Origin of the sequence: Blastomonas fulva (assembly GCF_003431825.1) — a bacterium.
Classification (GTDB): domain Bacteria; phylum Pseudomonadota; class Alphaproteobacteria; order Sphingomonadales; family Sphingomonadaceae; genus Blastomonas; species Blastomonas fulva.
Window position 1 is genome coordinate 808,352 of sequence record NZ_CP020083.1, and the last position, 11,773, is coordinate 820,124.

Annotated in this window: 14 protein-coding genes; all 14 read right to left on the reverse strand. The window is 66.0% G+C overall.

The window, feature by feature from the left end; all coding sequences use genetic code 11:
* Positions 1–4: 4 nt before the first annotated feature.
* On the reverse strand, positions 5–787 hold the full coding sequence (gene fliR, locus B5J99_RS03855; protein ID WP_054135645.1) for a flagellar biosynthetic protein FliR: 783 nt from the start codon (positions 785–787) through the stop codon (positions 5–7).
* A complete protein-coding gene (locus B5J99_RS03860; protein WP_054135646.1) occupies positions 784–1,056 on the reverse strand; it encodes a flagellar biosynthetic protein FliQ in 273 nt (90 codons plus the stop codon). Before B5J99_RS03860 ends, fliR begins: the two co-directional genes overlap by 4 nt.
* 66 nt (positions 1,057–1,122) lie before the next feature.
* On the reverse strand, positions 1,123–1,947 hold the full coding sequence (fliP, locus tag B5J99_RS03865; RefSeq protein WP_054135647.1) for a flagellar type III secretion system pore protein FliP: 825 nt from the start codon (positions 1,945–1,947) through the stop codon (positions 1,123–1,125).
* Positions 1,944–2,297, reverse strand: a complete 354-nt coding sequence (locus tag B5J99_RS03870) for a FliO/MopB family protein (protein WP_069050900.1) — start codon at positions 2,295–2,297, stop codon at positions 1,944–1,946. Before B5J99_RS03870 ends, fliP begins: the two co-directional genes overlap by 4 nt.
* A gap of 72 nt (positions 2,298–2,369) precedes the next feature.
* A complete protein-coding gene (fliN, locus tag B5J99_RS03875; RefSeq protein WP_054135648.1) occupies positions 2,370–2,720 on the reverse strand; it encodes a flagellar motor switch protein FliN in 351 nt (116 codons plus the stop codon).
* A gap of 7 nt (positions 2,721–2,727) precedes the next feature.
* Complete coding sequence (locus tag B5J99_RS03880) at positions 2,728–3,672, reverse strand: FliM/FliN family flagellar motor switch protein (RefSeq protein ID WP_054135649.1); 945 nt, start codon at positions 3,670–3,672, stop codon at positions 2,728–2,730.
* 34 nt (positions 3,673–3,706) lie between these two features.
* Positions 3,707–4,273 carry a flagellar basal body-associated FliL family protein gene (locus B5J99_RS03885; RefSeq protein WP_054135650.1) on the reverse strand — a complete coding sequence of 189 codons (567 nt, stop codon included), beginning with the start codon at positions 4,271–4,273 and terminating at the stop codon, positions 3,707–3,709.
* 37 nt (positions 4,274–4,310) lie between these two features.
* Positions 4,311–6,188: a flagellar hook-length control protein FliK gene (locus B5J99_RS03890; protein WP_117351535.1), complete on the reverse strand. Its 1,878-nt coding sequence runs from the start codon at positions 6,186–6,188 to the stop codon at positions 4,311–4,313.
* On the reverse strand, positions 6,185–6,610 hold the full coding sequence (locus B5J99_RS03895; protein WP_054135652.1) for a hypothetical protein: 426 nt from the start codon (positions 6,608–6,610) through the stop codon (positions 6,185–6,187). The genes B5J99_RS03890 and B5J99_RS03895 overlap by 4 nt, the downstream gene beginning before the upstream one ends.
* A complete protein-coding gene (locus tag B5J99_RS03900; protein ID WP_117351537.1) occupies positions 6,607–7,938 on the reverse strand; it encodes a FliI/YscN family ATPase in 1,332 nt (443 codons plus the stop codon). Before B5J99_RS03900 ends, B5J99_RS03895 begins: the two co-directional genes overlap by 4 nt.
* The gene (locus tag B5J99_RS03905; protein ID WP_162892445.1) at positions 7,935–8,615 is read right to left on the reverse strand and encodes a FliH/SctL family protein; all 681 of its coding nucleotides are present in this window, start codon (positions 8,613–8,615) and stop codon (positions 7,935–7,937) included. Before B5J99_RS03905 ends, B5J99_RS03900 begins: the two co-directional genes overlap by 4 nt.
* Positions 8,608–9,654, reverse strand: a complete 1,047-nt coding sequence (fliG, locus tag B5J99_RS03910; RefSeq protein ID WP_083231461.1) for a flagellar motor switch protein FliG — start codon at positions 9,652–9,654, stop codon at positions 8,608–8,610. The genes B5J99_RS03905 and fliG overlap by 8 nt, the downstream gene beginning before the upstream one ends.
* Complete coding sequence (gene fliF, locus B5J99_RS03915) at positions 9,647–11,425, reverse strand: flagellar basal-body MS-ring/collar protein FliF (RefSeq protein ID WP_054135655.1); 1,779 nt, start codon at positions 11,423–11,425, stop codon at positions 9,647–9,649. The genes fliG and fliF overlap by 8 nt, the downstream gene beginning before the upstream one ends.
* A gap of 3 nt (positions 11,426–11,428) precedes the next feature.
* Positions 11,429–11,770, reverse strand: a complete 342-nt coding sequence (fliE, locus tag B5J99_RS03920; protein WP_054135656.1) for a flagellar hook-basal body complex protein FliE — start codon at positions 11,768–11,770, stop codon at positions 11,429–11,431.
* Positions 11,771–11,773: the final 3 nt, after the last annotated feature.

The following is an 11,773-nucleotide window of genomic DNA, read 5'->3' on the forward strand; positions in this document are numbered from 1 at the left end:
CGCGTCAGCCCTCCCCTGCCATCACTTCGGATTGCTCGAGGCCCAGTTCGATCGCGCGCATCATGCCATCGGCGAGCACGGGCGCTGCCATCGCGAGCAGCACGATGCCCGCCAGCACCGCGACCGGGATGCCGACAGAAAACAGATTGAGCTGCGGCGCCGAGCGCGCGAGCATCGCCATGGTGACCTGCACGATGATCAGCGCCGCGCCGACCGGCAACGCGATCACCAACCCCATGGAAAACAGCGTGCCGCCGAACTCCACCAGATCGAAGATGACGCGCGGCGACAGAAACGCATTGCCCGGGGGCAGCGCCTCGTAGCTCTGCACGATGATCGCGATCAGCATCAGATGCCCGTCCATGGCGAGCAGCAGCAGCACCGCGACGATCGACAGGAAGCTGCCGATGACCGGGCTCGATGCGCCGCTTTGCGGATCGCTCATCGAGGCAAAGCCCAGGCCCATGGTGTTGCTGATCACTTCGCCCGCGACGAATGCTGCGGAATAGCCGACCTGGAGCGCAAAGCCGATCGCCGCGCCGCAGATCACCTCGCCCAGGATGAAGACAAAGCCCGAATAGCTGACCAGGGTGCTGTCGGGCAGGTTGATCGTGACCGAATTGGCCGCGGCAATGCCGATCATCGCCGAAAGGATGATGCGCACCTGCAGCGGCACCGCGGTCGCGCCGAACACGGGCGCCACCATCAGCGCGGCACCGGGCCGGATCATCGCCATGATCCAGATCCACAGTTGCGCTTCGACAGTGGCGAACCCCGGTGCGATCACAGCAGCAGGTCCGGAATACGGCTGAAGATTTCGACGGTGAAGTCGGCGATCAGATAGAGGATCGATCCGCCGAACAGCGCCAGGATGATCGCGAGCACGACCAGCTTGGGCACGAAGCTCAAGGTCGCCTCGTTGATCGAGGTCGCCGCCTGCACCATGCCGAGCAACACGCCGACCAGCAAAGCGGGGATCAGCAGCGGGGCCGAGGCCAGCGCGGTTATCCACAAGGTCTGCTGCGCGAGGCCGATGAAATAGTCGGTCTGTTCCATGTCAGGATCCGGTCCAGGGAAAATCGGGGATGTGCACGATGGCGGGCAGGCAGGCGGGCATCGCGGTCACGTCACGAACGACCCGGCAAGCGACCCCATGGTCAGCGCCCAGCCATCGACCAGCACGAACAATAGCAGCTTGAACGGCATCGAGATGATCGTCGGCGACAGCATCATCATGCCCAAAGCCATCAGCGTGGAGGCGACGACAAGGTCGATGACGAGGAAGGGCAGGAAGATCATGAAGCCGATCTGGAACGCGGTCTTGAGTTCGCTGGTCACGAACGCGGGCAGCAGGATCGAGAACGGGATGTCCTGCGGCCGTGCGAACGACTTTTCCTTGGCGAGGTCCATGAACAGTTTGAGGTCGGTCTGACGCGTCTGCTTGATCATGAACTTGTGGAATTCCTTGCCGGAAATCTCGATCGCGGTTTCCAGCTCGATGGTGTCGGCGGCATAAGGCGCGACAGCGCGCGAATTGATCTCGGTAAAGGTCGGCGCCATCACGAACATCGAGAGGAACAGCGACAGGCCGATCAGCACCTGGTTGGGCGGGGTCTGCTGCAGCCCCAGCGCCTGGCGCAGGATCGAGAGCACGATGATGATCCGCGTGAAGCTGGTCATCATCAGCAGCATCGAGGGCAGAATGGTGAGCAGACCCATCAGGACGAGGATCTGCAGGGAGAGCGTCAGCGGCTTGCCGTCGCCTGCGACATCGTCGAGCGCGCGGCCCAGCGCCTCGGAGGCGCCCGGCGCTGCGACCGGGCCGGTGGCCTGTGCGAATGCGGGGGTGGCAAGGAGGATGGCGAGAGCCGCGAGCAGGATCGCGGCGATCCACCAGCCCAGCAGGCCCTTGCCTGCGCGGCGGCGCCGTGGTGTTGCTCCGCTCATGCTCCGCGCGCCTTGAACGCTGCGAGCAGGTCGCGCTCTGATCCGGCCAGCGTCGCCGGGGGAGGTGATACGCTGGCCGGACCGTTTCCGGCATCGGCGCGGGCGATCGTGTCGATCCGCGCGCGCGTTACCGAAACCAGAATTCTCTGCCCTGCAAACTCGACCACAGCGAGCTTGCCCGACACACCCATGCTGACCGTTTCAACGACCCGGAGGTCGCGCTGCGGGCCTGCCATGTCGAGCCGGGCCATCATGCCGGGCTGGTACTTCTTGTACAGCCACAGGCTGCCATAGATCATGCCGGCCATGATCGGCAGCATGATGACGAGTTTGATGATGTAGTAAGTCATCGGTTCCGCTTCTTGTCCTCCGCCGCGCCGCCGGGTTTCCGGCGGGGGCTGGCAGGGACAAAAAGGGTCCCGTCAGACTCGCCGTTCGACCCGTGCCTGGCCGACGTTCTTCGTCACCACCTCGGCCACCCGGATTCCGAACCGGCCGTCGACAGTGACAACTTCCCCTCTTGCAACCAGCGTGCCATTTACGTTGATGTCGAGCAGCTCATTGGCCTGGCGGTCGAGTTCGACCACCGAACCTTCGGCAAGCTCCATGATTTCGGCGAGGCGCAGCGATGCGCTGCCGACCTCGACCGACAGCCGCACGGGGATGTCGGCAAGAAAGCGGTAATGATTTGCCGCCTCATGCAATCCGTTGCCGCTCAGGTCCACAGCCTCTGCAGGGGCGCCCAGCATCGGGGCTTCGCTCATGTCGCTCATGAATCCGTTATCCTTTTTCAATGGTTTCGATGCGGAACGCGGCCAGGCCGTTCTGTTCACCCAGGCTGCCGCGCGCGAACACGCGGTCACCGATGATCAGCGGCAGGTTGCGCGCCGGTGGAATGGGAATGATGTCGCCGGGCTTGAGGTCGGCGAGCTGCGGCAAAGTGAGCACCGGACGGGCGAGCACCGAGCGCGCGGGCAGGCTGACATCGGCGAGCACCACGGCCATCTGGTCGCGCCACGCCGGATCCGGCCCGCGCTCCTCGGCAAAGCCTGCAGGCGTCAGGCACTGGTCGGCGCCCTGCAGCCCGTCGAGCGGGTAGACGATCTCGATCTCGTAGCGGCTGTTGCCGGGCAGGGTCAGGCGAAAACGCTGGATCACCATGCGTGCCGCCGGCGCCGCGATCCGCGCGCCGTCGACGCTGCTCGAATGGCCCGCGGCGTGGCAGGCAAAGCTGCCGACCTCGTTCCAGGCCGCGCCCAGACGTTCGCCGATCGCCTTGGCCATGCGGCCGATCAGGCGGATGTCGGTCTGGGTGAATTCCTTCTTGGCGACAGCGCTATCGCGCGGCGCACCGCCGAAGAACGCATCGAGCATTGCCGACACCATCGCAGGTTCCATCCGCAGCAGCACGCGGCCCTTCATCGGGCTGAGCTGGAACTGGCTGATGCTGACCAGTTCGGGCTGGCGGTCGCACCAGGCATCGAACTGGGTGAATTCGGGATCGGGCGTGTCGACGCGCAGCTTGACCCCGGCAATCGGCTCGAGCGCATTGCGCAGGCCGACGCACAGCGAGCGCGCGACCCGGCGCAGCACCGGCACGACCGTCTTCTGGTCGGCATCGGCGCGGGCAAAGCTGTGCTCTGCCGGGCGACGCTCGGTCACCGGCGCGGCAGCCTCTTGCGGCGCTGCTTCAGCCGGGGATGCGGTGGTTTTGGCCTTGCTCATGAAATGCTGTCGTCCCGTCTCGCTGAATTCGGCTTCACTGAACCACGATGCTGGTGAAATAGACGTCCTCGACCCCGCCAAAGCCGGTCTTCTCGGTCAGCGTATCGTTGATGACCTTCTTGATCTGGCCCTTGAGCTGGTTCTTGCCCTCCATCGATTCGAGCTGCATCGCGTCGAACTCGCTGATCGTCATCAGCACGGCAGAACGCACGGCGATGTTGTGCTCGGTCAGCGCGGCGGTGATCTTCTCGTCGAAATAGGTCGAGACCGCGAGCGACATCTGGGCAAAGCCGGTGTCGCCGCGCAGATTGGCGGTGAAGGGTTCCTCGATCGGGAAATAGGTGACCTTGAACTTGGCATCGAGCTGGGTCGCCGATCCCGGGTTCTTGAGGCCCGCCGCCTTGGCAGACACGGTCGTGCCGTCCTTCAGCACCACTTTGGGGGCATTGGGGTCTTCATGCTCCCCGCCGCCGATCATGCCGGCCGCAAAGAAGCCCGCAGCCGCGCCGCCGCCGCCAAGCACCAGAACGGCGACGAGTGGAATCAGCAGCTTTTTGACCATGCCGCCCTTCTTCTTCGGTTCCTTTTCGGTTTCAGCCATCTGTCGATCCTTAAGAGAATGTCATGTGTTCAAAAGGTTAAGCGTAACGCACATTGCCGCGGGCGCGGCGCTGGGCGGGGGAAGTCTCTGCTTGCGGGTCAGCGGTCGTCTGGCGGGCAAGCGCCTCGCGGGCGCTGCCGGCTTCCTGTCCGGACTGGCCGCGCTGCTGCTGCGCAGATCCGCCCTGCGCGCCCGGTGACTGCTGGCGCAGTTCGACGGTGACATCGGCGCTGCGCTGGTTGTTGGCGCGCAGATCCTGCTCGAGCCGCACCTGCGACTGGACCAGGGTATCGCGCACGGCGTCATGCTCGGTCGTGATGCGGACATGGTCGCGCTCGGGCCCGGCCAGCATCTCGATGTCGATCCGGCCGAGATGTTCGGGGCTGATCTGCATCCGCACCATCTGGCCGCCACCCACCACGCGGGCGATCTGGGTTTCGACGTTGCCGACGAACCCGGCATCAAAGGCGAGCGTCTCCAGCGGCGCGGCCTGCGCGGCGCCGGTTGCGACAGGAGCGGTCAACCCCGGCACGGTATTGGCGATGGCCGGAGCCACGACCGCGTTGAGTGCCGCAGCCCAGGAGGGCGGCACGGCCTCTGCCGTCTTCGCGCCGACGGCATCCAGCATGCTGGCGGCCGATACCGGCTGCGCCGAAGGATCAGCCAGATCGAACAGCGCGCTCAATGCCTGGGCGGGCCGCGCGGCCTGCGCTGCGGCCTGGATGGCGCGCTGGCCCGCAGCGGACACGGCGGTACGCGAAGAGGGCGTTGCAGTGCTGCGCTGTGGCTGCAGCGGGATCTGACCGGGCAGAATGATCTCAGCGGTGGCCGCTGCATCGGTCACCGGCGCCTGTTCGGGTGCGACCTTCGGAGCCTCGGTCTTTGCCGGCGATGCCGGGATGGCGACCGGCGCCGATGCGCGCTCTGCGGTCACGCCGCGGCCAGGCTGAGCCTGTGCGGTCGGGGCGGGCGCGGTGGTTTCGGCATTGCTGCCGACCGCTCCGCTCTGCACAGCATCGCTCTGCAACGACGACGCCGCGACGGTCTGAGGCGCTTCGGCTGGCAGCTGAACGGCCTGAGTCTGGGCCAGCGCCTGAGGCTGGGTCACGGGCTGGGCCTGAGTCTGAACGATGTCGTCACCCGCCATTAGCGGTGCGGGCGGAGCGACACCCTGGGGGGCCGCGTCAGTCACGGTGTATGCGGCTTTCGCTGCGGGCACGGACCCGGTCACCGGCGCAGGCCGGGCGCTGATCGCGAACGGCACGCTGCCGGTGTCGGGAGCAGAGGCTTCCGGCCGCACAGGCGCGGGAACAACAGCCTCGATGGCAGGAGCAGCAAGCGGCACCGCATCGGCTGCGCTGGCGACCGTCTCGTCCAGCCTGGCGGTGCGGCGCGGGCGCGCGGTGTGCGGGTCTGCGGCGATGTCTTCGGCTACGACCGCTTCGGGCAGCGCCTGCGGAGTGATCTGACTCAGCGCGGGGGTTTGCGGCGCGAGAACAGCAGCGGCGGCCTGTGTGACGGGAGCTTCCGCAGCGATCGGAGCCGATGCCGCAACGGGTGCAGCAGCAGGCTTCATCACGCCGCCCAGCACCGCCTCGATGATCGCGGTCGGGCTAGCATCTTCGGGCAGCGCGGGAATTTCGGGAGCATCGGCCAGAGGCACGGCTTGCGCGACCGCAACAGGTGCGGGCACCTGCGCTAGCGCCAGGGCAAAGCCTGCGTCGCCTGCACCCGCCGCGGCAGCGCGTGCAGCCCCGGTGTCGCCCATGGCGGCATCGGGTCCGATCATCTGCGCCAGCTGGCTGGCAAAGGGGTTGGCGTCAAGCATCATGCCCGACTTCACAGCAGGAAGCGTGCCAACTGAAAGCGACATCAGCGAAGATCCCGACAGCGCCTGCATCATGTCCTGGCTCATTCTTCGGTTCCTTTGCGGTTTCTGCGGCGGATCGGCAGCCGCGCGGCCTTGCGGTCGGCGGTGTCGTCGGCATGGGCGATCGCCCGATCAAGCAGTCTGGATGTGGTTTCGCGATCGATATAGGCGGCAGTGCGTTGCCGCTCGACCTGGGCAAGATGCTGCCGCGCGCGCACCAGCGCGGCGTTGATCTCGCCATCGGCGCGGATCAGCCGCTGCGCGAGCTCGAGCTGCGCGTGCAGCGCGGCGCCGTTCTGGCAGTGCGCCGCCTCGAACGCGCCGTCGCGCAGCTTTTTCAGCCGCTCGGCATTGTTCATCAGCGTCGCCTCGTTGCGCATCGCATTGGCGGCAACGCCGATCGCGAGCTTCACCTGCGCATCGCGCACCGCGTGGACCCGCCGCCAGGATTTGGGCTTCAGGCTCATGCGCCAAAGCCCTGCATCAGATCGGCAACGCTGGCGTCGAGATCGACCCGGTCATGCGGCGCCTGGCGGATGTAATCGAGCAGATCGGGCCTGCGCGCGACCGCTTCGTCGATATTGGCATCGGTGCCTTCGCGATACGCGCCCATCAGCAGCAGATCGCGGTTTTCCTCGTAGGCCGACCAGATCCGGCGGAAGTTCGCCATCGCGCGGCGGTGTTCGTCCGAGATGATGTCGGTGGCGACGCGGCTCAGCGACTTGCCGATGTCGATCGCGGGAAAGATGCCCTGTTCGGCCATCGAGCGCGACAATATGATGTGCCCGTCGACGATCGCGCGCGCGCCATCGACGATCGGATCGTCGAGATCGTCGCCATCGGCGAGCACGGTATAAAGCGCAGTGATCGATCCGCCGCTTTCGCGGTCGTTGCCCGCGCGTTCGACCAATTTGGGGATCAAGGCGAGCGCGGAAGGGGGATAGCCCTTCATCGTCGGCGGTTCGCCCAGCGCCAGCCCGATTTCGCGCTGTGCGTGCGCGATGCGGGTCAGGCTGTCGATGATCAGCAGCACCTTCTTGCCCTGCTTGCGGAAATATTCGGCGATCGCGGTCGCGCGATAGGCCGCGCGCAGCCGCAGGATCGGAGAGTGATCGGCGGGTACCGCGACGGTGACGGTGCGCGACTTCATCGGGCCGGCCATCTTGGTCTCGACAAAATCGCTGACCTCGCGGCCGCGCTCGCCGATCAGCCCGACGACGATCACGTCCGCCTCGGCAAAGCCGATGATCTGGCCGATCAGCACCGATTTGCCGACGCCCGATCCTGCCGCCACGGCAATGCGCTGGCCATGGCCTGCGGTGAGCAATGCGTTGATCGCGCGGACGCCGAGGTCGATGGTCTTGGTGACCCGGCCACGGTTGAGCACGTTCTCGCGCTTGCCCGCAAGCGGCCAGCGATCGTGCGCGATTACCGGGCCAAGGCCGTCCAAAGGCTCGCCCATCGGGCCGATGACGCGGCCGAGCAGCGCCTCGCCGACCACGGCCATGTTGGCCTGCGCGTCGGGTTCGACGCGCGCGCCGCTGCGCAGCGCGGCATCGCTCTCGAGCGGCACCATCATTGCGCGCGACCCGCGAAATCCTGCAATCTCGGCGCGGATGCGGCGGCCATCGGCGGCGCGGACCGATCCGCCATAGCCGATCGGGTAATCGAAGCCGGTGACTTCCAGCATCCCGCCTTCATGCGCGACCAGCCGGCCGACGCGGCGCGGGCCCGCGCCAAGCGCGGCGACCTTGTCGGTGAACTGGCGAACCGCCTCTTCCTGTGCAGCGATCATTGGTCCCCCTCCAGATCGTCGATCAGCCCTTGCAGAGCGTCGAGCATCGGCTGGGTTCCTTGCTCAATCCATCCATCAGCATGGTTAAGTGAAACTGTCCCGCGCCGGATCGTCGGATCGGGTGTCAGCACCAGGCCGCATTCGGCATCGCCCAGCAGTTTCATGTCCTCGGGGTGCAGGTGGAGCGCGCTGCCGCGCATGTCGCGGGTAACTAAAGTGGCGAGCGACTGGCAGTGCTTTTCCAGCACCGCTGCATCAGGCTCGGCAAAACCGCTCGAACGTTCAAGCATCTGCTTCATCGCGTGCAGCAGCATCGCGCACAGCCCCTGCGAGAGCTGGGGACGCAGCGCGGTGATCGCGGCGGACAGCGCCTGGGTGGCCGCATCGCTCGCCTGCTGTTCGGCTATCGCCTGGGCGATGCCATCGGCAACCCCCTGGTCATAGGCCTGCACCAGCAGCTCCTCGGGCGAAGGCCCCTGGTCGATCTCGGGTTCGTCGGCGAGGTCGTCTTCCTCGTCGAAATCGATCACCGGCGGCTGCGCATCAGCGCTAGCAAAGCCCGCCATCGCAGCAAAGATCGCGGAGGGACGGAACACCGCAGGCGGCGCCTGCATGTCCCACACCGGCAGAAACTCCGCGCTGCCATCGGGACCGATGGTCATCGGACGATCAGACATATTCGTCGCCGCCTCCGCCGATCACGATTTCGCCCGCATCGGCCATGCGCTTGGCGGCCTGGACGATCGCCTTCTGCGCCTCGACCACTTCGGACAGCGGCATCGGGCCACGATCGGCGATATCGTCGGCGATCGACTGTGCGGCACGGCTGGACATGCAGCCGAACATCTTGTCGCGCAATTTGTCTTCGGCGCCCTTGAGTGCGGGAACCAGGATTTCGGCGTCGATCGACCGCACCAGCGCTCCCAGATCCTTGGGATCGAGCCGGATGAGATCGGCAAAGACGAACATCTCGTCCTCGATCTTGCGCGCGATCTCCTTGTCGCGCTTGGTGACCGCACGGATGATCCGCGCGCTTTCGCGCTTGTTGATGATGTTCATGATCGCTGCTGCGTCCGACGTGCCGCCCGACGAGCTCGATCCGCCGCTGCGCTGGCCGGCACCCTGGCTGGCGAGCAGCGCATCGATGGTCTCGAGCGCCTCGGCGCTGACCGGACCCAGCGTCGCCAGACGGAAGACCACGTCTTCCTGCACGTCTGTGGGCAGCAGCTGCAGCACATTGGCGGCAACCTCTGGCTTGAGATACGACAGCACGACGGCGGCGATCTGCGGGTGCTCATGCTCGACCAGCAGCGCGATCTCGACCGCGTCCATCCATTTGAGCGCCTCGAGGCCGTTGCCGGACTTCTTGGGCGCGACGCGGGTGATCATGGTTTCGGCGCGGCGATCGCCTAGGGCGCGCTTGAGCATGCCCTCGATCTGCTCGTCGGCCTTGTAGCCCAAAGTCGTGCGGTTGCGCGCCTTGTCGATGAACAGGTCAAGCACCTCGTTGATCTCCTCGGCACCGACATCGGCGACCGAATACATGATCTCGCTGAGCTGGCGCACCTCGTCGGGCTCCAGCCGGGTCAGGATCTCGGCTGCCTGCTCTTCGGCGAACAGCAGCATCAGGATCGCGGCGGCATGATCCGAGGGGATCGGGCGACGGCCTGCGGGCGCGACGCCATCTTCGACCACGGCATCCAGGGCATCAGGCATCGACCGGCTCCTTGGCGGCATCGGCATTGCCCTTCAGCAGATCACGGACCACCAGGGTGGCGTGATCGGGGTTCTGCCTCACGAAATTCTGGATCAGCAGCGCACGCTCCTGATAGCTCGACGCGGCGTTGATCATGTCCAGCGTCACCGGCTCGTTGTCGTTGACGGTGCGTCCTGCGGCGCGCGGATCGGTTCCGTCACGGGCCAGCGCCTGGGCGAGCAGCCCGCTGGGGCCCTCCCCTGCGGCGGCAGCGGCGGCTTCCTTGTCCTCTGCCTTCTGCTTGGTGTAGCGCTTGAGCAGCGGGCGACCGATGCCGAAGATCAGCGCGAGCGCGACCAGCAGCGCCGAGACGTTGCGCACCAGCATGTTGAACCAGCTGGTTTCGTAGAAAGGCTCTTCCACCGCGGTTACCGGCTCGAAGTTGCGCGACGAGATGGCGACCTGGTCACCGCGCGCGACGTCAAAGCCGATCGCACCCTTGACCAGTGCCTCGATCGCGGCGATTTCGGCGGCGCTGCGCTCCTTGCCACCGGCCAGGTTCTTGACCGCGACAGCGACCGAAATGCGCGTGACCTTGCCCGAAGGCTCGCGGGTCACGGCAACCTGACGGCCGAGTTCGAAGTTGCGGTTGACCTGTTCGTTGCGGGTCGTGGTCTGGCCGGGGGCTGCACCCTCGGCGCCTGCCAGCTCCGCACCCGGTTCGGTGGCGACAGTCGGATCGGCGGGCGGCTGGTTGGCCAGCGCGCCGGGCACGCCGCCTGCGGGGGCAGGCTGGGCTTCGGTCGACGTGACCGTCTGTTCGCTGCGCACCCGTGCTTCATCGGCGGGGAAGGTTTCGGTCGTCGCCTGACGCTCGGCAAAGTTTACCTCGGTCGAGACCTCGGCAACGAAGTTGCCTGCACCCAGCATCGGGGTCAGCAGCGCGGTCAGCTGACGGCGATAGCGTTCCTCGATGGTTTCCTTGACCTCGATCTGGCGTTCGGCCTCGTCCATCGAGCTGCTCTTGGAGTTGCTCGAAAGCAGGCGACCGTTCTGGTCGACCAGCGAGATGTTCTCTGCCGACAGCCCGGGGACCGAGCTTGCCACCAGATGGATGATCGCCTGGACCTGCGATTCGGGCAGGCGGCCGGCATCGGCGAGCTGGAGCACCACCGATGCGGCCGGCTCGTTGCGATCACGGATGAAGATGCTCGGCGGCTCGACGGCGAGATGGACCCGCGCCGATACGACCGAGTCCATCGCTTCGATGCTGCGGGCAAGATCGAGTTCGCGCGCGGCGCGGAGCTTCTCGTTCTCCACCGCGCGGCTGGCACCCATCGGCATGGACGAGATCAGATCGTCGCCGCTGGGCGAGCTTTTGGGCAGGCCCTGCGCTGCGAGCGCAATCTTCGCCTTATGATAATCATCTTCGGACACCATGATCGTGCCCGAGCTTTCCTCGAAGCTGTAGGGAATGGTCGAGCTGTCGAGCGCGGAGATGACCGCAGCCTTGTCGCTGTCGGGCAGGCCGCGGAACAGATCGCGCTGCGGCGGCTCGCGAAGCGCCGCCCAGGCCAGGATCGCCAGCATGACGATGCCCAGAAAGCCGATCAGCGGCATCGCCTTGGCGACTGCAGGCTGGCTCACGAAGTTGCGGACCTGCGCCGGGATGGCAGTGCCACCCAGAATGCGCCCAGACGCGCCCGAACCTCCGGTACCGGCGACCAGCGCAGGCGTGGGGTTGTACGCGCCACCGTCGGATGGATTGGGGCTGATGGTAATCTCTGACATGGATTATACCGGCATGTTCATGATGTCCTGATACGCGGACAGCAATTTGTTACGGACCTGAAGGGTCGCTTCGAAACCGATCGACGCCTTCTGCTTGGCCATCATCACCGCGGCAATGTCGGTGGTCTGGCCCATTTCGTACGATGTCGCCGCGTTCGATGACGCGTGCTGCACCTGGTTGACCTGATCGAGCGCGGTCTTGAGCGTTCCGGCAAAGCCGTCCGGCTTGGTCTCGGTCGCCTCGGTGCCCAGCATCGGGGATTTCTTGGACAGCTGCTGCAGCGCGCTGTTCTGCTGGAGGATCGCATTGCGCGCCGCCATAATGGTGCTGCTGATGTTGCTCATGGC